Here is a 25,221-nt window from a genome sequence, read left to right as displayed (position 1 = left end):
GTGACGAAGCTATCGGATAGCAATCCTTCCCTCATGTTCGTTAGTGGGTGCAGGAAAGGCTTTGTCTAACTCTCGAATATCCTCATCGGTCAATACGATTTTTTCTGAATCCAGATTCTCTTTCGTCCTTGCTATCGAGCAAGACTTGGGAATCGCAATCACACCTTTTTGTCTAGTGAGCCAGGCTAATGCGATTTGAGCTGCCGTAGCTTGATGACGTTCCGCGATAGTTATCAGTTCCGGATAGTGTACCAAAGCGCCCTGATCGAGTGGGCAATAAGCCATCATCGCCATGTTGTGTTTCTCGCAAAACGGTTTCACCGCCCACTCAGGTTCACGATGCGAAAGGTTATACAGCACTTGATCTGTTGCGCATAGCCCAACCTTGTCAGCCGCGCAAAAATCTTCCAGCTCATCAATATCAAGATTGCTCACCCCATAATCACGAATCTTACCTTGGGTTTTTAACTGATATAGCGCCTCCAGCGTCTCTTCAAACGGAACTGAGCCTGACCAATGGAGCAGGTAGAGATCTAAATAGTCCGTATTCAAACGGGTCAAGCTTCTCTCACAAGCGGCGATAACTCCCTCGCGTGAAGCGTTGTGCGGATAAAACTTACTGACCACATACAATCTGTCGCGATATCCAGCCATTGCTTCACCAGCAATACGTTCCGCTTCCCCTTCGCCATACATCTCGGCACAATCGATCAATTTCGCGCCATATTCAATACCAAACCGCAGAGCGTCGACTTCCTGCTGTCTCGTGCGAGGGTCTTCTCCCATGTACCAACTTCCTAACCCCAGCTGTGGTATTACGTTACCACTGGGTAAAATAAATTCAGCCATCTCACCTTCCCTAAGTTACTTATTTAGTGACGCTTCGACATTAATTAATGCGTTCTGTGAATCACTTGATTTCGGTTACACATAAAGAAATGTAGGCGTGTTCTACCGGCGCGTAAACAAGCAATTTCAATCCGTCACAACTCAATGTACTTTCACTAAAACGATGCACCGCTTAAGGTCAAATTATCAAGTTTTCCTCACCAATCTGGTTCAAATAACGGCGAAATACGAGCGATAAATAAGCAATCTATCTAGAGACCAACCTATTTACCGTGCTGGCATACTTCTGGCTTAGTTACTTTGCTTTTAATGGTTTTCGGTTGTTACATACACTACTCTATTGACAAGGGCTTACGCAGATAAGTCAAAAACCATGGGTATCAAACATATCAATGGAGTGACTTATGAACCACAAATCGAACGTTCTATACTTAAAGAACACAGAACCCTTTTCTTCAGACTCAATGCCGAAAACGATGGTAATACGTGCGAGCTTGCTCCACTTTCTAGAAGACCCAACAAAGGTCACCGACCTCAACCACGCTTTTCAATATTTTGAAGATGGCCTGTTAGTGATTAAAAATGGACGTATCAAGGCCCTAAAAGCATTCAGCGACTCAGACACAACGCAATACAGCAATATTGTGGATTATCGTGGCAAGCTTATCGTGCCCGGCTTTATCGATACCCATATTCACTACCCTCAGACAGAGATGATCGCATCGTATGGCAAACAGCTACTTGAATGGCTAGAGAATTACACCTTCCCAACAGAAAAACAGTTTGAAGACAAAATACACGCGAAAGTGATCTCTCGATTTTTTATCAATGAGCTGCTAAAAAATGGCACCACCAGTGCTTTGGTCTTTGGTACCGTGCATCCAGAATCTATCGACGCTCTGTTTGAAGAGGCGCTTGAGAAGAACATGCGTATTATAGCCGGCAAAGTTATGATGGATCGCAACGCACCGGACTATTTGCTCGACACTCCAGAGTCTAGTTACAGTGATAGTAAGGCACTGATCCAAAAGTGGCATAATCACAAACGGCTCCAATACGCCATTACTCCTAGATTTGCTCCTACGTCTACGCGTGAGCAATTAACGGCCGCGGGTAAACTCAAAGCCGAATTTCCCGATGTATATGTTCAAACCCACCTCTCTGAAAGCAAGAATGAGGTGGAATGGGTCAAATCTCTTTTCCCTGAACACGAAGACTATTTTTCTGTCTACCAACACTACGGTCTGGCTGGTGATCGCTCCGTGTTTGCACATGCGATCCATCTCACTGAACGGGAGTGGAATGCTTTTGAGGAAACGGATTCTGTTATCTCGTTCTGCCCTACCTCGAATCTGTTTCTTGGTAGCGGACTGTTCAACCTTGAGAAAGCAGAAAAGCACAATGTGCGTGTGGGGTTAGGAACCGACGTTGGCGCAGGTACCAGTTTTAGCCAGTTCCAGACGTTAAATGAAGCCTATAAAGTGACACAGTTACAGGGTAACAAGTTATCCGCATTTAAAGGCTTGTATCTTGCGACGCTTGGCGGGGCACGCTCGCTCAGTATCGATGACAAAGTCGGTAACTTTGAAGTAGGCAAAGAAGCTGATTTTGCGGTCTTAGACTGGGCCGCAACAGACTTACAACACCTTCGACAGCAACACGCGAATAGTATAGAGGAAAAACTATTCGCCTTAATGATTTTAGGTGATGACCGAAACGTAGATGCCACCTACGTTGATGGTAAGTTGGTCTACTCCTCCACCGATCACTTGGTGACAACGTTATCCTAAAGCGAAATCCCCCATGCACCGATTGGGGGATTTTCTTACTCGGCTTCCCTGATACGCAGAGATGTTTGCGGCGCTCGATTTACGTTGAGTGTAAATATGTCTGGGCGAGAGTAATGGCCTGCAACGTCGAAAGAGCGTCTGGCGGCAGCAACTTTATCTGTATCAATATCGCAATACAAAATCCCTTCCTCTTCATGCAATGGGGCAACTAACGTCTCCCCGCCGGGGGCGATGACGGTGGAGTCTCCGCCGTTAATCCACTCGTCTTTATCAGGATAGAGGGTTTCTTTTTCTGGGAAGTCATCAGGCAGATCGTTAACTCTCAACAAATTACCACTGCCGACAACGTAGCATCTGCCCTCTCTGGCGATATGGCGCAAGCTTTCAGTCCAGTCCGAGCCGCTGTCATAAGTAGGCGCAATGTAGATTTCGACGCCCTGAGCATAAAGCGCATAACGTGCCAACGGCATGTAATTTTCCCAGCAAACGAGTGCGCCAATCCTGCCGACCGGTGTGTCTACTACCCGTAATCCAGTCGCATCACCAAAGCCCAATACCATTCTCTCTGGGTTAGTCGGCATCAGTTTTCGATGCACATTGATGAGATTGCCCTCATGACAAACCGTGATGTAAGTGTTGTATAGCGTTGTTCGGCTGACGCTGGAGTCGCGTTCATTAATGCCGCATACAACCGTGACGTGATGACGCTTTGCCGCTTCATAAATCGGCTCTAAATCCGATGAGCTTAAATCAACCGCGTTGCTCATTAAGCGTTGATAAAGACTGTCTGTTGTCCCCCAGTCTTTGCCAGGGCGCAGACGCCATAACCAGACAGGATAACCAGGAATAAAGGCTTCCGTAAAAACAACAAGCGCTGCGCCGTTATTGGCAGCAGACTGAATACTTTCAACCGCCAACGCGATGCTCTGCTGCTTATCTAAAAATCCAGACGCACGTTGAACCACAGCTAACTTTTTCATGACTACACCTCCCTCAGGAACTCGATTCTCAATCTATTAATGAGCAAACTTTTTAATGTGCAATATCAGTTTAGGTGTGCAAAAATTAAAACGTTATCCCCAAAATATGCCCATTAACTGTGCAAAAATGCACACAAGGACGGTTTGTATGAACTGGGATGATCTAAAGATATTTTTGGCCGTCGCTCGCCGTGGTTCTGTCAGTGGCGCAGGCGCTGAGCTTGGGGTACAACACTCCACCGTTTCAAGACGCCTTCGAGCAATGGAAGACAAGCTTGGCGTGCGCTTAGTAGAACGTATGCAAGGAGGCTATGGACTGACGCTCGCGGGTGAAAAACTCAGAGCAACTGCCGAGCATGTCGAGCGAGAAGTACTCAACGCTGAGGACATGTTGTCTGGCCAAGATAAACTTCTCAAAGGTACGTTGCGAGTGACGGTCGTTCACCACATCGCATACGCTTTTTTCCTTCCCATATTCGCTCGTTTTCATCAAACCTACCCTGACATCGATCTGGAAATACAATCTTCAAACACATACTTGAGTATGCCGCACCGAGAGACTGACGTTGCACTGCGAGTCAATAATAATCCAGCGGAAGTACTGATTGGGAAGAAGTTAATCACTTTTGCATCAGCGATATACGGCAGCAAATCTTACCTAGAACATTTAAAGAAAACGGGCGACAAGCCAAATTGGATCGGAACTGAGTGCTGCGACTTCCACCGCGCCTGGACGAAAGAGGTTTGCCCGGAAGGAAAGCACGACTTCACCGTTGATGATACGGGATTAGCGCATATGGCGATAAAACAAGGCGTCGGACTCTCTTTCTTACCCTGCTTTATCGGTGATTTTGATGACGATTTGGCTCGATACGATGAACAATTCTCCGCTTTCTATGGTCTGGATTTGTGGATGTTGCTCCACGAAGACCTAAGACATACCGAGCGCGTACGAGCGTTTCGAAACTTTGTCATTGAAGAAGTTGAGAAGCAGCGCGACAAACTAGAAGGTCGTTTGAGATAAATTTAATCCAGCGATATCTCATAATGGCGTTCGACATTCTTGGTCACCTTCCCCCAATGTGACTCCTTCACCCTTACTTGGTGAGCCTCAAATTCAGCCTCGTTGATGAACTCTTCGTACACATCAAATCGCAATGAGTTTTCTGCACTTTGGGTAACGCGAAATGTAATGCAACCAGCTTCTTGTAACGTCAGGCGCTTATGTTTTTCTAGTTCTTGCTTTACCAACTGCAATTCCGATTCTGGCACCAAAATATGGCCTTTCAAGATCACTTTCGACATGGATTAACCTAATTACAATAGCTTGTAGAAGTAGACTGTCGCTTCGAGTTCTCCACTAGAGCTACGCGCGAATTGAGGAATTTGTCCTGCTTCGTTATAGCCAATAGCGCGATATAATGAGGATGCGATATCACCGAGTCGCGTGTCCAATACCAGTAAAGACAAACCGATTTCTGCAGCTGTATTTTCCATCAGTGACATCAGTTTTTTACTTACACCTTGCCCTCTCGCACTGGTTTTTACCATGAGCTTTTCAACTTCACCCCGGTGTGAACCGTTGGCTTTTGAGCACAGAGAAAGCTGGACTGCGCCAATGACGCTTCCGTTATCGTAAGCTAAAAAGATCTTTCTGGAACCAGCCAGAAGATCCGCCTCTACCGACTGCCAGTAAGCAACGACTTCCTGCTCATCAACCGGTGTTAAAAATCCGACTGACGCACCACTTTCTATGCAATCAGTAAGAAGCGCATGCAATTGAGCAACCAAACCAGAGATTGAACTGACTTCTTTTATTTCCACTTAACTCTCCTTGTTTAGACGAGCACGCTCAGTTTAATTAACAAACCAAGCGGTCAACGTGTGCTAACTCTCTTTAATACTGTTCTGATACTTTAACGCGCACGCTTTGCAAATACATGCTTTTCTTCTTTTTTCTTCAGGAACTTGGGAAAGGAGCCCTTCGGGAAATTTTATCGACGGGTCGTTACACCAACACGATTTACTGATGTCTTTATCACCTAAATTGAGACAGGAATTCGGCTGTCCACACAGAGGGCAAACAAGCGGGTCTGGAGTGACGGATTTGATTTTCACAAGATATCCTTTAATTGACGACGCCCAGCTAAACAGCAAGTAACCAATAGCGATCAGAGGTACTAAACAAGGCTTGATTGTCGATTATAACCCACCAGCTAAATCCAAATAATTCTCCGTTGAGAATGACGACTTCTCAGAAGCTAACCAATAAATGGCCTCGGCTACCTCTTCTGGCTTCCCGCCCCTTTGCAGTGGAATGACACTTTTGAGCCTTTCAATTCTCTCAGGTTCTCCTCCATCCGCATGCATATCAGTATGAATTAAGCCAGGCCTCACGCAATTGACGCGGATACCTTCAGCCGCGACTTCTAGGGATAAGCCTTTGGTTAATGTGTCGATCGCGCCTTTTGACGCCGCATAATCGATGTATTCGTTCGGTGATCCAGAACGAGAAGCTCCGGAAGAGACATTCACAATCACGCCACCTACCCCGCCATGGCGCGTAGACATGCGCTTAACGGCCTCGCGACAACATAAAAAGTAACTGGTGACATTATTGACGAGTATTGCGTTAATTCTGTCTGCCGTCATCTCTTCTAAACGCATCTGTGTCTTTAAGATACCGGCATTGTTCACTAGCACAGAAATTTGGCCTAACTCTTGGTCCACGGTAGAAAACAGTCGGGCAACATCCTCTTCTTGAGATACATCGGCCTGAACAGTAATGCATTTGCCGCCGTTACGGGTGATGGCTTCCGCTAACTGGGCTGCCGCTTCTGAATTGGATTTATAGTTGATGCATACCGCATATCCATTATTTGCAAAAAGTTGCGCGGTCGCAGCACCAATACCTCGGCCGCCACCCGTTATGATGGCCACTTTTTGTGTCGTCATGAATCCGTCCTGTTATCAATGATTTTATTGAACGTTTAGAGTGACATTACTATCACTTACATTTATCCCCAGAAAACCAGCTATTAGGTACTTGAACCGCAACAACTTGGGCAGTGCAGCAGAGAACACCATCAGAAAAAAGTTCGCAGTTCACTGTCATCTTATTTCCGTTGATTTCTTCTACGATCGCCACCAACTCAACATCTTTATCAATGGGTACTGGCTTAAGGTAATTAACTTCTAGTTTCCCTGTCGCGTACCATACTGCCTCACCTGAGCCAATTTCTCGTCCCTGTAACTGATAACCTTTGGCAATTGCGGTGCAGATACAATGGCAATCAATCACTGTAGAAATGATCCCACCATTTAGGAACTGTGTAGGACCTGCACAGTGATGAGCAGACGGAATAAATGTACAAGCGGATTTGTTTTCCCCCACCCAATGGCTCTTAATTTGTAAGCCAGACGCATTCTCTGGTCCACAGCCAAAACAGTGGTTATTTGGTATCTGATCTTGAAACGCTTTTCCCTGCCGCATACTTCCTCCTAGAACCGACTCTTATTTATTATCGAAATACTAACTAATCTTTCAGCCAGCATGTCACTTTAACTAAATTTTAACAAGTTTAGCTTCAAAAATTCAAAGGCTTATCAAAAATCAGGCAGGCTCAAATAAAACGGTGGGATCTAACAACAATCTGGTGAGCTGAGAGGAGTAAGGACGTAATCGACTCTAAGAACAAAAGCACAGAAAGCAACTGAGGAGTGTTGCTTTCTGCGCCTCACTTTAAGACTGGCTATTTTTCTCGCTCGCCAGGAAGCATATTTTGTAAGTAGGGATGGCCAGTAATTCGCGTCATCAAAACCACAGCGCCAACATGAACGCAAACGCACACGAAGGTTAAGTTGACTGCGGCCTCGTGAATTTCTTTAACCCAATCTTCTCCCCAGAACCGGTCTGTTTCCATCAGATACCCTGAGATTCCGATAGCTATCAGCCCTATCCACATGCACCAAATCATTATCGCGCCTGCAGGATTGTGACCATAGTGATCATCAACTCGGGTTTGATAAACTTCTTTTAAATGCCCTATCGCCCTAGGAACGGAGGGTAAGAAGGAGGTAAGACGCGCCGGAGGTTTGGCTACACATCCCCATAGTAACCTTAAGACAACGGCTCCAACCGCAATATACCCAACCCACTGGTGTAAAGTGCTACCGTCCTCGGTAATGAAATAGTTTATCAAGAACAAACTAGCCACAAGCCAGTGGGTGAGTTTAACGACTCGATCCCACTGAGTTTTCTTAGTCATCGACTTCCTCTTTTACTATCGTCATATCAACCGGGTTGTAATAGATTTCAACACGCTTACCACTGGTGTCGTAGCCATATAATTCGTAGCATCCTGTATCGGTTTGTTTAAACTTCTTAACTTTATAGCCTTGTGACTCAACCATTTTCTGAGCCGCGTCGAATTGCATCCAGTTATCTGGGCTTTCTTCGGTACATGTTGGGTCTGAAGCATAAGCACCAAAAGAAAGTAGTCCTGCGATCACCATTGTTGAAGCTAAAAATGTTTTACGTTCCATATGATTATTCCTGTTAGTGGTAAGAAAGATTCAAACTCGCCACCAAGATTAATCGCCATAACTTAAGAACCGCTTAAGAATCATTGCATAGAGGAAAAAATTAGCATTCGATTGAAATAGATAACGCTGGCTGGAGAATCAAAGAGGATTAAATGAAGGAAGAAAAAATGGAAGGTAAACAAACGTCATCTATAAGGTAACTGCCCCATACCTTATAGATGAAATCCGTCTTTCACAGATGATGGACAAAACAATGGGTTTATTTTGTTGGTATTAGCGAGCGTTTGAATTGTTGCTAGCTATTACGCAACGATACTAACAACAGCGAAGTACAATAGTGACGGACCAAGTAGACAGCCTAAAGCCGTATAAAATGCCGCTGTGATACAACCGTAAGGCACCAGCTTTTCATCAGTAGCAGCTAACCCTGCGGCGACACCGCTAGACGTACCTATAAGACCGCCAAACACAATCGCAGAACGAGGAGAATTTAGGCCGATATATGGCGCGATAAAAGGCGTTAGAATCATCACAAGAATTGATTTTACCAAGCCTGCGGCAATAGAAAGTGCCATCACTTCTGAACTTGCGCCAAGAGCAGCACCTGTCACTGGCCCTACAATGTAAGTCACGGCTCCAGCACCAATCGTCGTAATACTTACCGCATCGGTATATCCGAACGCCATCGCAATGGCGGCACCAGAAACAAAGGACATCACCACACCCAAAATGAGCGCTGTCACGCCAGACATCCCTGATTTCTTTAGTTCATCCAATTTGACGCCAAAGTCAGTAGCAATAATCGCGAAATCACGAAGCATTGCGCCGCCCAATAAACCAATTCCGGATAAGAGCGGGATATCAACAGCTCCTTTTGTTCCCCCACTTATCGCTCCCGAAACGTAAGCTAACGTTAGGCCTAACATAATCGCTATCGCTGAGCCGTGAATTCTTCCTTTGGTCCATTTTTCCGATACCCAGAAAGAGAACCACATCATTAAACCAATGACCGCAAAGCCTACGATTAGCTCATATTTATTTGATACAGAAATAAGAGATTCAAACATTAGCGCCCCACTTAAGCTTGTTGTTTATCAAGTTGGGACACTGAACTGGTTCCCATTTTTGTAATAACCGGCACTAGCGCAAAGCCTACCGCGACAGCAGCTACGCCTGCGGTAATCGCCATCGGTCCACCGGTAATGGCACCAATCACATTTTGCTTAGCTGCCATCGCAACAACGATTGGGATGTAAATCGCGCTCCAGAACGCAACCCCTTGTTCCGTTTTTACATCGATCTTTTTATGTTTCTGCAGATAATCACTCGCAACAATTAAGATCACCATTGCGATACCAACGCCCCCAACGTTTGAAGGTATGCCAAGTAAAAATCCCAAGACTTGCCCTATCGCCAAGCCCGCGAGTGTACAAAGTGAAAGTAGAGCTACTCCGTAAATGATCATTAAGTCACCTCCAATATGTGATACTTTCGTTTCCAACCCATCAATTGTTATCATATTGTTAACACCAATCAATTAACGTATTGCCAAAACTGTTAACCTCAGGGTAATTAATTGCTTGAGGTTTCTAAGCCAGCAGTAAAGAACCCAAAATAATTAAATTATAATCAAAAAGTTACACAAAATAGCCGACTTTTATTTTATTAAATCGACGTAGGTTAAAAGTGACATTGAAATGCATTTTTGTGATCAGTGGATACCAATGGAAGAAACATTTAGTTTACATGACGTAAGTGGCTTTTCACTCCAGAAAAGGTTCACATCAGCTTTTTAGTGTCTAAGAGAACAGATACCGCCTGCCGATACACCTTAATTAAGAGTAAGCCCCCCTTTAGGAGCCTGAACTCTTTATCGTCAACGTCGCATTAAATTGATTATCTAGCAGCTGATATACGCTTTTGCCCTCTCCACTGATCCAGTCCAAGACCTGTTTATCAGGAATCAATAGCGGCATACGGTGATGAAATTCGCTGCACTGTTTATTTGGCTCTGTGGTTAATGTGACGAGTTCTCGCCCGTTGTCCACCGCGATACCTGCCATATACACAACGTGGTTTTCGCCGAGACTGAATAGATACTTAATCTTTTGGCCATTTTCTTCTATCCATTCATACCAACCCGAGCACGGGACGATGACCCGATTGAATTCAAACGCATTCGCGAACGTTGCCTTAACGGCGACGGTTTCGGCTTTGGCGTTAATAATGAGGCTATCTGCCCAATCAGGTTGTATTCCCCAAGGTAAATCGAGCTGTTGAAGTTCCCCGTGTACAGCGCCAACGGTAGAAACAATCTGTGTCGGTCTTAAGTCTTTATTTGTGTCCGCTTTGAAACTGATGCCGAGCTGCTCAGAAACAATTCCACAAAGCGGTTCATTGATAACATTTAACCTGCCACACATATCACACTCCTAAGAAACAATAGCTGCAACACAAATTATAGTAACTTTTTCACTCCCTTTTTTTCATGCGTTAACATTACTAATAACCAGGAGTTAATACCTAAACCACATGCATGAAACCTGTTATATATAAGTGAGTTACAACCCAAAAATTTGTATTTCTAGCCCAGAAAATCCGCCGAATTAAAGTCACAGAATTTCAAAAATTGAATAGCCTTTTCCTTTTTCTAACTAACGCCATGGCAAATCAAGTGTTAACTTAACCTTAACATCTTACAAAAGGTAAAAAACCGCTGACGGGTATAAGTTGACGATTTTATTCAGCCCCAAGAAAAAGAATAGCCTGACTAAAAGAGCGCTTTACTAAAACACTCTACTAACAATTGGACGTTTAAGTATGAATACGATTATTAAAAAGACTGCTGCCACTGCATTGTCATCACTTCTGCTAACCGCACCTGCGTTCGCCGCAGACGTTACATTGCGATTTGGACACTTTTGGCCTTCTGTGTCTGATATTCATAAAGAGATTTATCAAAAGTGGGCTGACACCGTTGAAGCGGATTCTAATGGCCGCATTAACGTCGAGTTATACCCGTCCTCTACCCTAGCTAAACCACCAGCGCAGTACGATGCCGTTAAACACCGCATTTTAGATATGACGGCAACCGTGCAAGGTTACTCAGCAAACCGCTTTCCTCTGACTCAAATCGTTGAGCTACCAGGGGTGGTACAAAACGCTACTCAAGGCTCTTGTGTGATTCAGAAGCTTTATGATGAAGGTGCGTTTGCAAATGAATACAAGGATTCAAAACCATTGTTCTTGTTTACCCACGGTGCGGGCCTACTACATGTAAAAGGCAAGAATATCGAGCAACCTAGTGACTTGGAAGGCCTTCGTATTCGCCGACCAACCGCGGTTATTGGTGGCTTGTTAGAAGAGCTTGGTGCTCTGCCAGTCGGTATGCCAGCGCCACAATCTTATCAATCTCTTCAACGTGGTGTAATTGATGGTGTCGCTCTGCCTTGGGAAGGCGTGAAAAGCTTCAGAATCAACGAGCTTGCAGAAAACCACACTGAAGTAGGTGGTCTGTACTCCCTTGCTTTCATCGTGACAATGAATAGCGATGTCTACAACTCTCTTGATGATGAGCTTAAAGCAGTTATCGACAAGAACTCTGGCGCGGCATGGTCAAAAATTGCAGCAGAAGTGTTTGATGATTTAGATCGCCAAGGCCTAGAAGAAGCCAAAGAGGCAGGACACACGATCAACCGTATTGAAGAATCAAACAACCAAACGACCTGGCAACCAATCTTCGATAAAGTCATCGAAAACTACTTGTCTGATTTGGAATCGAAAGGCCTAGCTGCACGTGACGTATACAAGCGCGCAATGGAACTTTCTCAAGACTGTATTTAAAGCCAGAACAAGGGAATGAGATTATGAAAACACTCATCAACCTAGTCAATCGCGCGGCACACATTGCCCACTTGGGCGCAGGTTTTATTTTAGTGTCGATGATGTTCATCACGCTTGCTGATGTCATCACTCGAGCGATTTTCAATTTCACAGAGGGCGGTATCGACTGGACTTTTGTTGGTGGTATCGAATTAATTAAGTTTGGTTTGCTATTTGCCATTTTGCTGACTCTGCCTCACTCAGTTGCTAAGTCTCAGGTCATTGTTGATCTGTTTACCGAGAAAATGAATCAGCGCTTGAAGATATATCTTGAAGCCTTCTACAACCTCGGGTTTGCATTGCTGGGCGCAGGTATGTCAGTACGATTCTTTGAAGCCATCGAGTCGGCATCTCTTACCGGAGAAACCACTCAGGATTTACAGATCCCACTGCAGTACATCTATATGGGTGTTGTTGTTGCTACCGCTCTACTAGCTGTCCGAGCGTTAATCATTGCAGGCGAATTGGTTTTCCACTGTCATAAACCAGCACCTAAGAGCGGCGGTGATACACCAGCAAAGCCAAGCAACAAAAAAAGTAACCTGCAACAACGAAACAAAGGGGAGTTAGTCTAATGGATGCTTCAACGATTGGTCTAATTTGTATTGCGTTAATGTTAGTAATGATGGCATTCAGAGCCCCTATTGCGTTATCCATGGCGGTAACCGGGTTTGTTGGGTTCGGTTCTATTGTTGCTTTCCCTTCTGCAATGGCAATTCTGGATAGCGGCCCATTTGAGACCCTATCAAACTATAGCTTTAGCCCGATTCCTATGTTTATCCTCATGGGGGTATTTGCCTCTAAAGCACAAATGTCTCAAGAGCTATTTCATGGTGCGAGAACACTATTTGGTCGCTGGCGCGGCGGTATGGCACTGGCAGCAGTAACCTCTTGTGGTGTTTTCTCGGCTATCTCTGGCTCTTCTCTGGCGACCGCAGCAAGTATGTCTCGCGTTGCTCTGCCAGAAATGGAAAAGAATGGCTACGCGATGTCTTTGGCAACAGGTACGCTGGCTGCCGGTGGTACTTTAGGCATCATGATCCCACCATCTATCGCGCTTTTGCTTTACGCCTTGATCACAGAGCAGTCTGTGGGTGACATGTTTATCGCTGGTCTAATCCCTGGGTTACTCGGTCTGTTCTTATACTGTGCGACCATTGCTATCACTGTGTGGTTAAAACCAGAGCTGGCAACACCAGGTGATAAGACTTCCTTTGCAGAGAAGGTCAAAGGGCTTAAAGGCTTAGTTCCTTTTACGGGCATCTTTGCTTTGATCATTTTCGGTATTTACTTTGGTCTGTTTACACCAACGGAAGCAGCGGCTATTGGTGCGGCTGGTACGTTAGTCATCGCTCTTTTCCGAGGAATGAAATGGAAACAGTTTGTTGAAGCGGTCGAAGAGACGCTGGCGATTTCTTCCATGATCTTCTTTATGATCATCGGCGCTGAAATTTTTGGCTACTTCCTTTCAGTTTCCAGAATTTCCTACACGTTGGTGGAAGTGGTTGATAGCCTACAGCTTTCTCCTTACATGGTGCTGTTTGCCGTACTGTTACTATTTATCCTATTGGGTTGTGTGATGGATAGTATTGCGATGCTACTACTGACCGTGCCTGTAGTTTACCCACTCATTCAGGCAGCAGGATTTGACCCTATCTGGTTTGGTATCGTTGCCGTTATTACCGTTGAACTTGGCCTGATTACACCACCTGTAGGGATGAACGTATTTGTCATCAAGTCATTAGCACCGGATGTATCAATTAAGGATATGTACAAAGGCGTATTCCCATTCGTCATGTCCGATGTCACTCGACTGCTATTGATCATCGGCTTCCCATCACTCGCTTTGGGACTTCTATAATAACCCTATAACCCTCGCCACACGGACTGTGGTGAGGGCTCCATCCCCTACCCAACTTTCCGGAGAATCTAATGAATATCTTTAGATCTGGTATTTGTGTACCTGTAATAACCTGCGCCTTAGGATTGCTGTTATCCGTCGGTGCATCAGCCAAAACCGATGTCATCTTATTAGGAACGGGCACCCCTGTTCCCGATGCAAACCGCTCAGGCCCATCGACCGCCGTTGTGTATAACGATACTGCATTTATCTTTGATGCGGGTGGTGGCATGGTACAAAAAGCCATTGAGGCGGCAGAAAAGAAAGGTATCAAAGCCCTCTACCCAACCAACATCAAACACGTTTTCATCACACACCTTCACAGTGACCATATTCTGGATATCTCAGAATTGGCAGCAACCTATTGGTGGCGACGTGACGACAAGGTATCGCTCTATGGCCCAGTTGGTACAGAAAAATTTGTAACCGGCTACTACGACATGTTGTCTGTTGATATTGGCCTACGCACAAGTGGTAAGCAGCCGTTAAAAGATCCGACCAACTACCAGATGAACGTGACCGAATACACCGAAAGTAACACCGTTTATGACCAAGATGGCGTCACAATCGAAGCGTTTACCGTCCCTCATGGTGATATTCGCCCGGCCTTCGGCTACAAAGTGACAACGCCAGACAAAACCGTGGTCATCAGCGGCGACACCGCTTATTCAGACAAGATGATCGAAATCGCGAAAGGCGCTGATGTACTGGTACATGAAGTGATCAGCGAACAGGGACTATCGAAGCTTTCTGAATTCTGGCAAAAATATCATTCTACAAGCCACACCCGAACCAGTGAGCTGGCGAAGATTGCCTCAGAAGCAAAACCTAAACTACTGGTGCTTAGCCATATACTCCATTACAGCGCGCCTATCGAATCCGTATTGGAAGAAATTCAGGCGAGCTACGACGGAGAAGTCATTCTCGGTAATGATCTGGACATTTTTTAATCCAATCGTTTTTTAATATTCCGTGTCAAAGGGGTTGAGTTGTCTGAAAGAAGTCGGGCTCAACCCAGATTTATTTTTAAAGAAGCGCGAGAAATACGCCGGGTCTTCAAATCCCAGATTGTAGGCAATTTGATCAATATGCAGCTGCGTATACAAAAGGCTTCGCTTCGCTTCAACAAACAGTCTCTCCGCAATAATCGCTTTTGCCGCGACCCCTTTTGATTTTCGACAGACACGATTTAACGTCGATACCGACGTTTGCAGCGCCTGCGCATATTGAGCAACAGTCCAGTGACTTCGGTAATTATTCTCTAGTAATTTTTGGAATTGATAATAGTGACTATTGAGCGAGTGACCAACTTTGGTCCCTTCATCTTGCTGCTTTATCGCCCGGAACAGAGTCAATAAAATCATCTTTGCCAACCACTCAGAAGCTTGCCTCATTCCCACATCATGTGCATTTAGTTCAGATGACAATAAATTACAATAATTATGCAATTGTGTAAGAAGCTTATCTTCTGCCGTAAATGAGATCACTCTAGGCTTATACAAAACGGAATCAAATACACTCTCAGCATAAGATAATGCCGATTGTTGAATCATCGGCTCCGCGATACTGACAACGTACCCTTCCGTATTTGGTGAAAAAATAAAGCCGTGTACAACCCCGGTAGGAATGGCAATCGCACAAGCATCATTAACACATATCTTTTTATTATCTAAAGAGATTTCCGCATGACCACTATCCAGAACTAAGATTTGAAAAAGCTTGCCATGACGATGGGGCTTGATACGCCAACCTCTGGTTTCGCTGCGAACAGCAATAGTCTCGACATGAACAAACTCAGAATTATTACTGTCACTCTCTTCTCCATATAAGAAGAACCTTGGCACATCAGATATCGAACTCATCACTAACCCAACCGATCACAAAAATATCCACATATGACTTAAAAGTACAAGAAATTGCCCGGTATGTGAATGGAGAGAATCACACTTTATTAACAAAATAGAAACACAAGGAATCACTACAAGCGGAGTGCTTAAAATGGAAGTTATCAAAACACAAGTTGCAATTATTGGCTCAGGTCCTTCAGGCCTTTTACTTGGTCAACTGCTTGCAAAACAAGGAATCGACAATGTCATCGTTGAACGTTCGACTGCGGATCATGTTCTTTCCAGAATACGTGCGGGTATCCTTGAGCAAGGTTTTGTTGACCTCATCAAAGAAGCAGGCTGTAACGCTCGTTTGGACAAAGAAGGCCATGTTCATGACGGCTTTCAAATCAGTGTCGACGGTGAAAGTACCAGAATCGACCTGAAAGAACGCACCGGCGGCAAAGTCGTGACATGTTACGGACAAACAGAAATCACACGCGATATGATGGAAGCAAGAACTGCTGCCGGCCTACCAAGCTTTTATGATGCACCAGTGACCGAGATTGTCGCACCTGACTCTCCTTCCCCTGCTGTCAGGTTCGAGCACGAAGGTACTCTTTATGAGTTACAATGTGACTTTATTGCCGGTTGTGATGGGTTCCATGGTGTATCCCGACCGACGATTCCAGATACCATCCGTAAAGAATATGAGCGAGTCTACCCGTTTGGTTGGCTTGGCCTACTAAGCGATACCCCACCTGTTGATGACGAATTAATTTATTGTAGACATTCACGCGGTTTCGCCCTGGCAAGCCAACGTTCATCAACCCGTTCACGTTATTACCTACAGGTTCCCGCAACAGATAAGGTTGAAGACTGGAGCGATGATAAATTTTGGGACGAACTTAAAAAACGCTTACCCGTTGAAGCGAGCAAAAACTTAGTAACCGGACCGAGTATTGAAAAAAGTATTGCGCCACTGCGTTCATTCGTATGTGAACCAATGCAATATGGCCGACTGTTCCTCGTAGGTGATTCTGCGCACATTGTACCGCCAACAGGCGCCAAAGGACTTAACTTGGCAGCCTCTGACGTGGCGACGTTGTACAAGATCATGACTCAAGTTTATAAAAATGACGACATGGAGTGCATCAAACAATATTCAGACATCTGCTTACGCCGAGTCTGGCACGGCGAGCGCTTTTCATGGTGGATGACTAACATGCTGCACGATTTTGACGATCTTAGCGTGAACAACACCGATGGCGCTATTTTTAGTCACCTGATGACATCTGAACTGGATTACTGCCTGCATAGTGAATCAGGTAAGACGATGATTGCCGAGCAGTACGTTGGTTTGCCGTACGAAGATCCAAAGCCGACGAAATAATCTCCTCTGGCATGTAACAACCTCCGCCAAATAAGGATACCTAGGTATCCTTATTTTCAGCTCTCCTCAGGTTAACAAACTTTTGCCCCGAACTAAGTTACGTCTAATTGACCACACTACTTGCAAAAATTGATTTTACGTACTTTTACTAATGTGATTTATGTGCTTGGATGATTGAAGTTCTAGGCGACTTAGTTACTGAATTTAAGAGATATGTTTATGGATGTTGGCGGAGCAGGCTAAGATTAATGCACTGATAGTCCTGGGGTACAAACTAATTGTGACTCTGCAGCAAAGACTGAAAAAGAGGGCAATACGATTAATGGTAATATTCTTAGTCGGTTCATAGCGCGCCCTCCATTAGTGTTTTTGCATCAAACGAACACGACTTGTAGAACTCACTATATTTGGAACCTTTTGATACCACGCCTGCAATTTGCTCATGAAAAAGCGAATATCTTGCGGTTCTTTCCCGCGTACTCATTTGCTGCGATACTATCTCGCCGACAGCACGATCATAGTTCTCATCCATCACATATACCGTGCATTCAAAAGCACGTTCAAAGCGAAGTAAGTTTTCATATGATGCGTCTTTGGACTCTGCTTGAATAAGAATAAGCTGTAATGCTTTGGCCACATCCATGAGTGCCAGGCGGGACGCTTCATAACTTGAATGCGAGAGTGCTATGTGACGCTGTATATCGTCTCGAACCCCATCTTCATCACTGTCTACACCTGCGATCGTCAAGTCATTCTCAGGCCCTGGAGCTGGCGGAAGAGGTAGGTTCGAAGAAGGGGAGATAGTGAGGACAACAGGAAGTGGCGAAGGTAGTACTTGTTTCGGTTTTCCCGCTTTGACTTCTCTTACTTGAATTACTCCATCAACGGTTTTTAAGTCCTCATCGCTTGGGATGTTAATGACTACAAACACTGTATGAGCCTGTTTTGTTGAGGTATTCTCAATGTAACTCGGTGTAATCGATATCCATTGTTGAAGAGCGGAAATTACATGTAGTTTGATTCCTTCTACATCTGGAACATTATTAATGACAAGTTTTACCTCCTTAACTTGGCCTTGCTCAACACTTAACTCTAGTGAGTCTTGACTCCATGTTACTTTATCACTCGATGCGTAACTTGCGGAGCAATAAAGGAAGAAAGCGGAAGCCAACCAAAACGTAATTTTCATAGTGCATCCTTTCATTGTAATAGGCCATATTAATATAGTTAATGTTAATGTTAATGTGGTTGCATATTCTTTCTTATTGATTTTAAGCCAATCACGATTTCATGACTTCTTAAGGAGATTAATTGGAATTCTGTAAAAAGATGCTAGTCAGTGTTGTGGATGAGTTGATTTGGCCAAAGGATAAGAGGATTTGCCATATCTTTGATTATCCGTTAAATGCTAATTTAGCAAAGCCACTGGCAAACTTTTGTCCAATTGTGAGTTTCAGAAAAGAGATAAGCAAAAATCGAACTAAGTTAAGGACCGCCAGTCAAAAAGAGCGGCCCATTTGGACCGCTTAATAAGGAGAGAATGAACAATAACTCTGGCGACTATTTTGACTCGATTAACATCGTACCGGAGCCAGTATTTGAGATTGGTGCGTGGTAGCTGCTCTGTAACACATTTAGCTCACCTTGCAGTGTTCCGCGCATGCCAAGCCACATGTTCAGTTCAGGGCCTTGAGCACCACCCTCTTTGATAAGATCAAGGACAGAAAGTTTAGTCAGACATTCAGGTTCTGAAACCAACTTATCCATACAGTACAGGTCGAACTCTTTATTGATAAACCCTGCACGCTCGCCATCCAACTGGTGTGAAAGACCGCCAGTGCCAAGTACAACCACTTTCAAGTCTTGATCGAAGCTTTCAACTGCCGCAGCAATCTGTTTACCCAGGTCGTAGCAACGCTTCGGCGAAGGCATTGGATGCTGTTCGCAGTTGATACAAACAGGAATAACCTGAACATTATCGTACGAGTAATTTGGCCATAAAAGCTGCATAGGAACCGTCAGACCGTGGTCGACTTTCATTTCCTGACAAATCGTGATGTCAAATTCATTTTCAACCAAGTGGTTAGAAATATGCCACGCTAAGTCTGGAGATCCTTTCACATCTGGAATCGTTTGAATGCCCCAACCTTCGTCGGCGTTTTCATAACGGTCTGCCACGCCAATCGCGAACGTTGGCTTCTTATCGATAAAGAATTCAAGACCATGGTCGTTGTAAAACAGAATCGCAACGTCTGGTTTTTCTTCCCCTAACCATTTAAGAATCGGAGGATACGCATCAAACAACGGCTTCCAGTACGGTTCCTGCTGTTGATTGTTCTCTATCGCTTTGCCGATAGCAGGGATATGTGAAGTACCGATACCACCTATAATTTTTGCCATGATTATTTCCCCGCGTCGACTAACATTTGCTTAAACTCTTCCACCGTTTTGCCGGTTTGAATCGCACCAATATCTTGCATATTCAGACCAAGCATGCCGGCAAACTTAGCCAAATAGTAAATACTTCCGCCAAGCTTTAGTAAGCCAAGCACGTCACGATTTTGAATCGCTACTTTCTGCTCTTCTGTCAGACCAAACTTATCGCAATAAGCCATTTCGTCACGCTGAAACTCTTCGCGAGCCGCAGCCGTGTTGAGAGAAAAGCACATCTTATTCAGACCATAACCTTTACGAGCCATTTCTCCGTCAAACAGAACGGTGCCTTCAATTGAGGACTTGTTATCTAGATAAGACATTTAAACTTCCTCCGGCCAGTACAGTTTCATCGGGTTAGTCACAAGCAGCGCTTGTTGCAACTCTTCCGAAGGGGCGATTTTTGGAATAACATCAACAAGATGACCGTCATCTGGTGTGTGTGATTTCATGTTTGGATGCGGCCAGTCAGTACCCCACAATACACGCTCTGGGAAACGTTCAACGAGCTCGCGAGCGAAAGGAACTACATCTGAGTAGTCTGGTGGAGTAAGTGTCAAACGCTCTGGACAGCTCACTTTCGTCCAGATATTCGGGTTGCTCTCCATCATGTTAATGAACTTCTCGAACTCTTCGCTGTAGACGCCTTTTGAGACATCAGGACGACCCATATGGTCGATGACAACAGTCATATCAAGTTCATTCAGGAATGGCGCTACTTCATCGATATCCTGAGCTTCAAAGTAGACAACAACATGCCAGCCCAGTGGGCGAATTTTTTCTGCAATCTGCTTTAGCGTTTCTTTTGGCACGGTATCAACAAGACGTTTCACAAAGTTAAAACGCACACCACGAACGCCGGCTTTATCCATCAGTTGCAGCTCTTCGTCAGTCACGGTTTCATCGACAAAGGCAATGCCGCGAGCTAAATCGCCAGCGGTGTTAAGCGCATCAACCAAAGCAGCGTTGTCTGTACCATGGCAAGACGCCTGAACAATAACGTTACGGCTGAAGCCGAGATAATCTCTTAGTGCGAATAACTGCTCTTTAGAGGCATCACACGGCGTGTACTTACGTTTTGGAGAGTAAGGGAATTTACTTGCTGGGCCAAATACGTGGCAATGGCTATCCACAGCACCTTCCGGCACCTTAAACTCGGGTTTGCTTGGATTAGGGTGAAAAGGTAGATAATCCTTGTCCATGGTCAGTCCTTATATTCTATCTATTTGTATACACGATTCCGTCAAACAACTTACGGGCGGTACGCAAAATTGCTGCAGCTTGGACTTGGTTCTCTTTTACATCCAACACTACGCTCATTTTGCCTATCGGGTGTTCAACGTCTACCGCTAAAGTTTCACTTTGCTCGATTGATGCCAATTTTTGTGCCGGCGAACCCGCTAAAATGCACGCACTCGCAACACTTACGGCTCCCAGTACACCTATCGAGGCATGGCAGCGATGAGGGATAAAGGTACGAGTAGAAATAGCGCCGCCATACTGGGCTTTGCTAACCAATGACATTTTAGGTACCGATAATTGGGAAACATCACCGAGGTTCATTAACGGTCCAGCTTGTAGCCGTATTGATTCCAGCTTTTGTTTTAGTTCCGCGTTATTGTCGAGTTGATCTCGGCTTTCATCGCCCGAAATACCGAGATCTTCCGCATTGATGACGACAACAGGCATGCCATTATCAATTAACGTTACTTCAACACCGTCAATCACATCAACGACATTGCCGCTCGGCAGCAGTGCGCCACAAGTTGAACCGGCGGTATCTTCGAACGTAACCGCAATCGGCGCTGCACTTCCGGGAACGCCATCGATTTCACAGTCACCTTCGTAGGTCACTTGTCGATTGGGCGTATTCACGGTGACCGTCACGATTTGATCGGTGTTCTCCATGTAGATTCTTACTGTCGTTTGCTTTTCTTGGGCTTCCACGATGCCTCGCTCTATCGCAAATGGCGCAACACCCGCTAAGATATTGCCACAATTTTGCTTAGTGCTGATCAATGGTTGATCCACAAACACTTGTAAGAAAAGATAATCTACATCCACACCATCTCTTTCAGATGGCGCAACGATCGCAACTTTAGAAGTCAGGGGATCGGCGCCGCCAATCCCATCAATTTGACGCTCGTCAGGTGAGCCCATTGCCGCGAGAAGAAAGCTTTCCAGACAAGACTGGTCTGAAGGCAGGTCACTTTTAACAAAGTATGCGCCTTTTGAAGTACCCGCTCTCATCCACATACAAGGGGCTTGGTTAGACATATTTGAGCCCTTTTTCTGCTAAACGCTCACGCATATTATAGATGTCCAGGCCAAGTTCGCCGTTTGCTAAGCGAACACGTTTCGCCTCTTCTCTCTCGACGCGGTCCAGTGCCGCAACCAGCACTTGTTTTGCTTCGTCGCGACGAACAACCACAACACCGTCTTCATCAGCAACAATTACATCACCCGGGTAGACGATTTCTTCTGCACAGGTCATTGGAACGTTTACTGAACCCAATGTTTCTTTGATGGTACCTTCACTGAAGATGGCTTTTGACCAAACCGGGAAGTTCATTTCACGTAAATCTCGTGTATCGCGAACGCCGCCTTCAATGATCAAGCCAACAACACCACGCGCTTGAGCTGAAGTCGCAAGCAAGTCACCAAAGAAACCGTGGTTAGATGGCGAAGTTGGCGCGAAGACCAGGAAATCACCGTCTTGAGCTTGTTCGATCGCCACGTGCATCATCCAGTTGTCACCCGCAGCACCAGAAATGGTAAGTGCCGAGCCAGCGACAGCATCACATTGGAAGATAGGACGCATGTAGTGAGCCAGCAGGCCGCGACGACCTTGAGCTTCATGGATAGTAGCAACGCCACACTTACGCAGACCTTCAATCACGTCTTTGTCTGCACGTTGAATATTCTGAACTACAACATTGTTTTGCATAATATTTATCCTTATGCCTTCAGACGGCTGAATACACGACGAGCGTTGCCTTCAAAAATGAGTGCTTTCTCTTCGTCGTTGACCTTATCGCTTGCGTCGATGTAACGCTTGGTATCATCAAAGTAGTGACCTGTTTCTGGGTCAACACCACGTACTGCACCAATCATCTCAGACGCAAATAGGATGTTTTCCGCAGGAAGAATGTCGAGTAGCAGGTCAATGCCTTTCTGGTGGTATACACAAGTATCGAAGTAAATATTCTTCAGAACTGACTCTTCTAATGGAGGAAGGCCCATGTCTTGTGCAATACCGCGGAAACGTCCCCAGTGGTAAGGAACTGCGCCACCACCATGAGGAATAATGATTTTCAGCTCAGGGAAATCTTTAAATACATCCGACATTAGAAGCTGTTGGAATGCTGTAGTATCCGCACCCAGGTAATGTGAAGAGGTGGTGTGGAAACAAGAGTTACACGCCGCAGATACGTGAATCATCGCCGGAACGTCCAGTTCAACCATTTTTTCGTAAAGTGGGTAGAACGCTCGATCACCCAAAGACGCATCTTTCCAGAAGCCCCCCGTGGTATCCGGGTTTAGGTTACAGCCGATGAAGTCCATTTCTTCGACACAGCGAACCAATTCAGGTACCGATTTAGAAGGGGTCACACCCGGCGACTGAGGAAGTTGAGCAACAGGTGCGAAGTTGTTAGGAAATAGGTCACACACGCGGCGAATCAGGTCATTCTGATGCTCGGTCCAGAAGCGGCTGGTGTGCTCGTTTCCAATGTGGTGTCCCATCCAACTTGCGCGAGGAGAGAAGATAGTCAAATCGGTTCCGCGCTCTTTTTGCAGACGAAGTTGGTTATTTTCAATACTTTCGCGAATTTCATCATCGGAAATATTGATAGTACCTTTGTCTCCAACGTATTTTGGATCTTTTGCTACCGCTGCTTTTTGGCTCTCGCGGTAATCGCCGACTTGCGGTGGTGTAGTGGTATAGTGGCCGTGGCAATCGATTATCATCTCATCAATTCCTTCTGTTGTTTTGTTTTTATACTCAAATAACCTCGAGATGCTTAGTTCTGTGAAAATGTCTTGGCTGATAAATTCAACCACGACTTGAATCCTGCATCTGGAATTCACTTGTGTATAACTACTATAACGACGTAGATAACAACTCGACTATTTCAATTTATTTTTACGGTATAAGTTTTTGAGATAGATGCCTTACTTTTATTGTTAACAAATCAACTTAAAAGCCAGTAAATACAAGCATTCAACAAAAATGAATAGGTGTTAGAAAAATATAATTATCATTGGAAAAATGACGTGTGGTAGCCTTATCATGTCATTAATAGATGGAGTACTTACTATGCAATGCCGTTTATTTGGAAAAAATATAACTCGGTCAAAATCCCCATATTTTCACAACGAGCTTGCCAAGCATTTAAATATTAACTTTAGCTATCAATTAAATAGTATTGATAGCGGGGATATTGAAGAGTTCAAGTCTCAAGCAACGGCGTTGTTCGCTTCTGAAATTCAGTCCGCAAATGTCACTTATCCATTTAAAGAAATCGCCATTGAAATAGCGAGTAAACTCGACAAATCGGCGCAACGTGTTCAGGCAGCGAACACATTAGTGAAAAAAGGCGACGAGATTATCGCTTACAACACCGACTACTCAGGATTCATTCAAGCTTACCGAAATTCACGTGAGCAGACACCAGGTCGAGTTGTGCTAGTTGGATGTGGAGGCGTTGGTAAAGCCGTTGCGATGTCATTGGTTGATCTAGGTGCGTCAGAGCTGATTTTGTTTGATATGGATGAGAAAAAAGCCCAGGCACTTGCTAATCAACTGACTGACGAAGATTTACAGGTAACTACGGCAAATAGTGAATCACTTGAGTCATTCGTTAAGCTGGCCAACGGGCTGGTAAACTGCACTCCGGTAGGTCACTACTCGATGCCGGGCACCCCTATTCCAGAAAGCTGGATTGGCTCTCAAGAGTGGGTTTTCGATGCCGTTTATACTCCCGTCGACACTCAATTCCTTCTAGCGGCGAAAGAGAAAAACGTCTCTATTATCAGTGGCTTTGAACTGTTTTTCCATCAAGCAACTGACGCATTTTCTCTCTTTACTAATACCAAACCAAACCCTGCCGAGTTAGCAGAGTTCCGTGAATCGCATTTCACTCAGCTATGCTAAGCAAAGGTTCTCATTATGCCTAAGTTACTGTTATTAAATGGCCCAAATCTTAACCTGTTGGGCTCTCGTGAACCTGAAAAGTATGGTCATGAAACGCTAGCGGATGTAGAAGTCCGCTGTCAAAAGCTCGCCTCTGAATTTGGCTTTGACATCGAATGCCTGCAAAGCAATATTGAAGGCGAGTTAATTAATGCCATCCACAAAGCTGGGGCTGAATACAAAGCTGGTGAGCTCGCTGGCGTTGTTTTCAACCCAGGCGCTTACACGCATACCTCAATCGCCCTACACGATGCGATCGCAGGTGTTGGCGTTCCTGTTGTTGAAGTACACATTACCAACGTACACGCGCGCGAATCGTTCCGTCATCACTCCTATATTTCTCCGGTGGCTGCTGGCACCATTATTGGTATGGGCACAAAGGGCTACCAATTGGCTATTAACTATTTGCTAGAAAAATAACGTCTCGAC

Annotated in this window: 29 protein-coding genes; 9 read left to right on the top strand and 20 right to left on the bottom strand. The window is 45.0% G+C overall.

Going from position 1 to position 25,221, the window contains the following annotated elements:
• Positions 1-9: 9 nt before the first annotated feature.
• Positions 10-849: an aldo/keto reductase gene (locus tag RXX31_RS01000; protein ID WP_317587234.1), complete on the bottom strand. Its 840-nt coding sequence runs from the start codon at positions 847-849 to the stop codon at positions 10-12.
• A gap of 464 nt (positions 850-1,313) precedes the next feature.
• Between RXX31_RS01000 and guaD the strand changes: the two genes are divergently transcribed.
• Complete coding sequence (gene guaD, locus RXX31_RS00995) at positions 1,314-2,639, top strand: guanine deaminase (RefSeq protein WP_317587872.1); 1,326 nt, start codon at positions 1,314-1,316, stop codon at positions 2,637-2,639.
• 35 nt (positions 2,640-2,674) lie between these two features.
• Here the strand turns inward: guaD and RXX31_RS00990 are convergent, their stop codons facing one another.
• A complete protein-coding gene (locus RXX31_RS00990; RefSeq protein ID WP_317587233.1) occupies positions 2,675-3,619 on the bottom strand; it encodes a carbon-nitrogen hydrolase family protein in 945 nt (314 codons plus the stop codon).
• Positions 3,620-3,767: 148 nt separating this feature from the next.
• Between RXX31_RS00990 and RXX31_RS00985 the strand changes: the two genes are divergently transcribed.
• Positions 3,768-4,643, top strand: coding sequence for a LysR family transcriptional regulator (locus RXX31_RS00985; protein WP_317587232.1), 876 nt, complete (start codon positions 3,768-3,770; stop codon positions 4,641-4,643).
• Between the two features lie 2 nt (positions 4,644-4,645).
• Here the strand turns inward: RXX31_RS00985 and RXX31_RS00980 are convergent, their stop codons facing one another.
• The 10 genes from RXX31_RS00980 to RXX31_RS00935 form a co-directional block, all read right to left on the bottom strand.
• Positions 4,646-4,924, bottom strand: a complete 279-nt coding sequence (locus RXX31_RS00980; protein WP_317587231.1) for a putative quinol monooxygenase — start codon at positions 4,922-4,924, stop codon at positions 4,646-4,648.
• 12 nt (positions 4,925-4,936) lie between these two features.
• Entirely contained in the window at positions 4,937-5,443 is a 507-nt protein-coding gene (locus RXX31_RS00975) for a GNAT family N-acetyltransferase (RefSeq protein WP_317587230.1), read from the bottom strand.
• Between the two features lie 63 nt (positions 5,444-5,506).
• The gene (locus RXX31_RS00970; RefSeq protein WP_081280835.1) at positions 5,507-5,737 is read right to left on the bottom strand and encodes a cysteine-rich CWC family protein; all 231 of its coding nucleotides are present in this window, start codon (positions 5,735-5,737) and stop codon (positions 5,507-5,509) included.
• An 84-nt stretch (positions 5,738-5,821) separates the two neighbouring features.
• On the bottom strand, positions 5,822-6,574 hold the full coding sequence (locus tag RXX31_RS00965; protein ID WP_317587229.1) for an SDR family oxidoreductase: 753 nt from the start codon (positions 6,572-6,574) through the stop codon (positions 5,822-5,824).
• Positions 6,575-6,626: 52 nt separating this feature from the next.
• On the bottom strand, positions 6,627-7,112 hold the full coding sequence (locus tag RXX31_RS00960; RefSeq protein ID WP_317587228.1) for a PaaI family thioesterase: 486 nt from the start codon (positions 7,110-7,112) through the stop codon (positions 6,627-6,629).
• A gap of 259 nt (positions 7,113-7,371) precedes the next feature.
• Positions 7,372-7,887, bottom strand: a complete 516-nt coding sequence (locus RXX31_RS00955) for a cytochrome b/b6 domain-containing protein (RefSeq protein WP_317587227.1) — start codon at positions 7,885-7,887, stop codon at positions 7,372-7,374.
• Positions 7,880-8,164 carry a PepSY domain-containing protein gene (locus RXX31_RS00950; protein WP_014233905.1) on the bottom strand — a complete coding sequence of 95 codons (285 nt, stop codon included), beginning with the start codon at positions 8,162-8,164 and terminating at the stop codon, positions 7,880-7,882. The genes RXX31_RS00955 and RXX31_RS00950 overlap by 8 nt, the downstream gene beginning before the upstream one ends.
• A gap of 302 nt (positions 8,165-8,466) precedes the next feature.
• Entirely contained in the window at positions 8,467-9,231 is a 765-nt protein-coding gene (gene madM / locus RXX31_RS00945) for a malonate transporter subunit MadM (protein ID WP_317587226.1), read from the bottom strand.
• Positions 9,232-9,242: 11 nt separating this feature from the next.
• Positions 9,243-9,683, bottom strand: coding sequence for a malonate transporter subunit MadL (gene madL, locus RXX31_RS00940; RefSeq protein WP_317587225.1), 441 nt, complete (start codon positions 9,681-9,683; stop codon positions 9,243-9,245).
• Positions 9,684-10,017: 334 nt separating this feature from the next.
• Positions 10,018-10,587: an SOS response-associated peptidase gene (locus RXX31_RS00935; RefSeq protein WP_317587224.1), complete on the bottom strand. Its 570-nt coding sequence runs from the start codon at positions 10,585-10,587 to the stop codon at positions 10,018-10,020.
• Positions 10,588-10,984: 397 nt separating this feature from the next.
• On the opposite strand from RXX31_RS00935, the gene RXX31_RS00930 reads away from it, so the two are divergent.
• The 4 genes from RXX31_RS00930 (at position 10,985) to RXX31_RS00915 (ending at position 14,896) form a co-directional block, all read left to right on the top strand.
• On the top strand, positions 10,985-12,007 hold the full coding sequence (locus RXX31_RS00930; protein WP_317587223.1) for a TRAP transporter substrate-binding protein: 1,023 nt from the start codon (positions 10,985-10,987) through the stop codon (positions 12,005-12,007).
• A gap of 23 nt (positions 12,008-12,030) precedes the next feature.
• On the top strand, positions 12,031-12,621 hold the full coding sequence (locus tag RXX31_RS00925) for a TRAP transporter small permease (protein ID WP_317587222.1): 591 nt from the start codon (positions 12,031-12,033) through the stop codon (positions 12,619-12,621).
• Entirely contained in the window at positions 12,621-13,907 is a 1,287-nt protein-coding gene (locus tag RXX31_RS00920) for a TRAP transporter large permease (RefSeq protein WP_317587221.1), read from the top strand. The genes RXX31_RS00925 and RXX31_RS00920 overlap by 1 nt, the downstream gene beginning before the upstream one ends.
• A 71-nt stretch (positions 13,908-13,978) precedes the next feature.
• Entirely contained in the window at positions 13,979-14,896 is a 918-nt protein-coding gene (locus RXX31_RS00915) for an MBL fold metallo-hydrolase (RefSeq protein WP_317587220.1), read from the top strand.
• Between the two features lie 12 nt (positions 14,897-14,908).
• Here RXX31_RS00915 and RXX31_RS00910 read toward each other — a convergent pair whose 3' ends face one another.
• The gene (locus tag RXX31_RS00910; RefSeq protein WP_317587219.1) at positions 14,909-15,808 is read right to left on the bottom strand and encodes a helix-turn-helix domain-containing protein; all 900 of its coding nucleotides are present in this window, start codon (positions 15,806-15,808) and stop codon (positions 14,909-14,911) included.
• Positions 15,809-15,944: 136 nt separating this feature from the next.
• On the opposite strand from RXX31_RS00910, the gene pobA reads away from it, so the two are divergent.
• Positions 15,945-17,165, top strand: a complete 1,221-nt coding sequence (gene pobA, locus RXX31_RS00905) for a 4-hydroxybenzoate 3-monooxygenase (protein ID WP_317587218.1) — start codon at positions 15,945-15,947, stop codon at positions 17,163-17,165.
• Positions 17,166-17,508: 343 nt separating this feature from the next.
• Here the strand turns inward: pobA and RXX31_RS00900 are convergent, their stop codons facing one another.
• From RXX31_RS00900 to RXX31_RS00870, 7 genes are all read right to left on the bottom strand, one after another.
• On the bottom strand, positions 17,509-18,354 hold the full coding sequence (locus RXX31_RS00900; RefSeq protein WP_317587217.1) for a hypothetical protein: 846 nt from the start codon (positions 18,352-18,354) through the stop codon (positions 17,509-17,511).
• A gap of 371 nt (positions 18,355-18,725) precedes the next feature.
• A complete protein-coding gene (locus tag RXX31_RS00895; protein WP_065297715.1) occupies positions 18,726-19,565 on the bottom strand; it encodes a class III extradiol dioxygenase family protein in 840 nt (279 codons plus the stop codon).
• 2 nt (positions 19,566-19,567) lie between these two features.
• Complete coding sequence (locus RXX31_RS00890) at positions 19,568-19,921, bottom strand: protocatechuate 4,5-dioxygenase subunit alpha (protein ID WP_014233887.1); 354 nt, start codon at positions 19,919-19,921, stop codon at positions 19,568-19,570.
• The gene (locus RXX31_RS00885) at positions 19,922-20,800 is read right to left on the bottom strand and encodes an amidohydrolase family protein (protein ID WP_317587216.1); all 879 of its coding nucleotides are present in this window, start codon (positions 20,798-20,800) and stop codon (positions 19,922-19,924) included.
• A gap of 16 nt (positions 20,801-20,816) precedes the next feature.
• Positions 20,817-21,875 (bottom strand): 4-oxalomesaconate tautomerase, encoded by a 1,059-nt coding sequence (locus RXX31_RS00880; protein WP_065300964.1) that lies wholly within the window; start codon positions 21,873-21,875, stop codon positions 20,817-20,819.
• Positions 21,868-22,545, bottom strand: a complete 678-nt coding sequence (locus RXX31_RS00875) for a 4-carboxy-4-hydroxy-2-oxoadipate aldolase/oxaloacetate decarboxylase (RefSeq protein ID WP_411197960.1) — start codon at positions 22,543-22,545, stop codon at positions 21,868-21,870. Before RXX31_RS00875 ends, RXX31_RS00880 begins: the two co-directional genes overlap by 8 nt.
• An 11-nt stretch (positions 22,546-22,556) precedes the next feature.
• Entirely contained in the window at positions 22,557-23,567 is a 1,011-nt protein-coding gene (locus RXX31_RS00870) for an amidohydrolase family protein (protein WP_317587215.1), read from the bottom strand.
• A gap of 322 nt (positions 23,568-23,889) precedes the next feature.
• On the opposite strand from RXX31_RS00870, the gene RXX31_RS00865 reads away from it, so the two are divergent.
• The gene (locus tag RXX31_RS00865) at positions 23,890-24,753 is read left to right on the top strand and encodes a shikimate dehydrogenase (protein WP_317587214.1); all 864 of its coding nucleotides are present in this window, start codon (positions 23,890-23,892) and stop codon (positions 24,751-24,753) included.
• Between the two features lie 15 nt (positions 24,754-24,768).
• The gene (aroQ, locus tag RXX31_RS00860) at positions 24,769-25,212 is read left to right on the top strand and encodes a type II 3-dehydroquinate dehydratase (protein WP_317587213.1); all 444 of its coding nucleotides are present in this window, start codon (positions 24,769-24,771) and stop codon (positions 25,210-25,212) included.
• Positions 25,213-25,221: the final 9 nt, after the last annotated feature.

The sequence above is a fragment of the Vibrio sp. EA2 genome, from assembly GCF_033042495.1.
In the GTDB taxonomy this organism is placed as follows: domain Bacteria; phylum Pseudomonadota; class Gammaproteobacteria; order Enterobacterales; family Vibrionaceae; genus Vibrio.
Note: the sequence above shows the minus strand (reverse complement) of the source record. Positions and strands in the feature narration are given on the sequence as shown.

What these genes read in the sequence shown, in the direction of transcription:
- RXX31_RS00880 (WP_065300964.1), bottom strand. Translation starts at nt 21,875, where the DNA reads ATGTCTAACCAAGCCCCTTGTATGTGGATGAGAGCGGGTACTTCAAAA.
- RXX31_RS00890 (WP_014233887.1), bottom strand. Translation starts at nt 19,921, where the DNA reads ATGTCTTATCTAGATAACAAGTCCTCAATTGAAGGCACCGTTCTGTTT.
- RXX31_RS00980 (WP_317587231.1), bottom strand. Translation starts at nt 4,924, where the DNA reads ATGTCGAAAGTGATCTTGAAAGGCCATATTTTGGTGCCAGAATCGGAA.
- RXX31_RS00955 (WP_317587227.1), bottom strand. Translation starts at nt 7,887, where the DNA reads ATGACTAAGAAAACTCAGTGGGATCGAGTCGTTAAACTCACCCACTGG.
- RXX31_RS00900 (WP_317587217.1), bottom strand. Translation starts at nt 18,354, where the DNA reads ATGAAAATTACGTTTTGGTTGGCTTCCGCTTTCTTCCTTTATTGCTCC.
- madM (WP_317587226.1), bottom strand. Translation starts at nt 9,231, where the DNA reads ATGTTTGAATCTCTTATTTCTGTATCAAATAAATATGAGCTAATCGTA.
- aroQ (WP_317587213.1), top strand. Translation starts at nt 24,769, where the DNA reads ATGCCTAAGTTACTGTTATTAAATGGCCCAAATCTTAACCTGTTGGGC.
- RXX31_RS00870 (WP_317587215.1), bottom strand. Translation starts at nt 23,567, where the DNA reads ATGATAATCGATTGCCACGGCCACTATACCACTACACCACCGCAAGTC.
- RXX31_RS00895 (WP_065297715.1), bottom strand. Translation starts at nt 19,565, where the DNA reads ATGGCAAAAATTATAGGTGGTATCGGTACTTCACATATCCCTGCTATC.
- RXX31_RS01000 (WP_317587234.1), bottom strand. Translation starts at nt 849, where the DNA reads ATGGCTGAATTTATTTTACCCAGTGGTAACGTAATACCACAGCTGGGG.
- guaD (WP_317587872.1), top strand. Translation starts at nt 1,314, where the DNA reads ATGCCGAAAACGATGGTAATACGTGCGAGCTTGCTCCACTTTCTAGAA.
- RXX31_RS00920 (WP_317587221.1), top strand. Translation starts at nt 12,621, where the DNA reads ATGGATGCTTCAACGATTGGTCTAATTTGTATTGCGTTAATGTTAGTA.
- RXX31_RS00930 (WP_317587223.1), top strand. Translation starts at nt 10,985, where the DNA reads ATGAATACGATTATTAAAAAGACTGCTGCCACTGCATTGTCATCACTT.
- RXX31_RS00925 (WP_317587222.1), top strand. Translation starts at nt 12,031, where the DNA reads ATGAAAACACTCATCAACCTAGTCAATCGCGCGGCACACATTGCCCAC.
- RXX31_RS00885 (WP_317587216.1), bottom strand. Translation starts at nt 20,800, where the DNA reads ATGGACAAGGATTATCTACCTTTTCACCCTAATCCAAGCAAACCCGAG.
- RXX31_RS00865 (WP_317587214.1), top strand. Translation starts at nt 23,890, where the DNA reads ATGTCATTAATAGATGGAGTACTTACTATGCAATGCCGTTTATTTGGA.
- RXX31_RS00935 (WP_317587224.1), bottom strand. Translation starts at nt 10,587, where the DNA reads ATGTGTGGCAGGTTAAATGTTATCAATGAACCGCTTTGTGGAATTGTT.
- RXX31_RS00915 (WP_317587220.1), top strand. Translation starts at nt 13,979, where the DNA reads ATGAATATCTTTAGATCTGGTATTTGTGTACCTGTAATAACCTGCGCC.
- pobA (WP_317587218.1), top strand. Translation starts at nt 15,945, where the DNA reads ATGGAAGTTATCAAAACACAAGTTGCAATTATTGGCTCAGGTCCTTCA.
- RXX31_RS00910 (WP_317587219.1), bottom strand. Translation starts at nt 15,808, where the DNA reads ATGAGTTCGATATCTGATGTGCCAAGGTTCTTCTTATATGGAGAAGAG.
- RXX31_RS00990 (WP_317587233.1), bottom strand. Translation starts at nt 3,619, where the DNA reads ATGAAAAAGTTAGCTGTGGTTCAACGTGCGTCTGGATTTTTAGATAAG.
- RXX31_RS00875 (WP_411197960.1), bottom strand. Translation starts at nt 22,545, where the DNA reads ATGCAAAACAATGTTGTAGTTCAGAATATTCAACGTGCAGACAAAGAC.
- RXX31_RS00960 (WP_317587228.1), bottom strand. Translation starts at nt 7,112, where the DNA reads ATGCGGCAGGGAAAAGCGTTTCAAGATCAGATACCAAATAACCACTGT.
- RXX31_RS00985 (WP_317587232.1), top strand. Translation starts at nt 3,768, where the DNA reads ATGAACTGGGATGATCTAAAGATATTTTTGGCCGTCGCTCGCCGTGGT.
- RXX31_RS00950 (WP_014233905.1), bottom strand. Translation starts at nt 8,164, where the DNA reads ATGGAACGTAAAACATTTTTAGCTTCAACAATGGTGATCGCAGGACTA.
- RXX31_RS00965 (WP_317587229.1), bottom strand. Translation starts at nt 6,574, where the DNA reads ATGACGACACAAAAAGTGGCCATCATAACGGGTGGCGGCCGAGGTATT.
- madL (WP_317587225.1), bottom strand. Translation starts at nt 9,683, where the DNA reads ATGATAACAATTGATGGGTTGGAAACGAAAGTATCACATATTGGAGGT.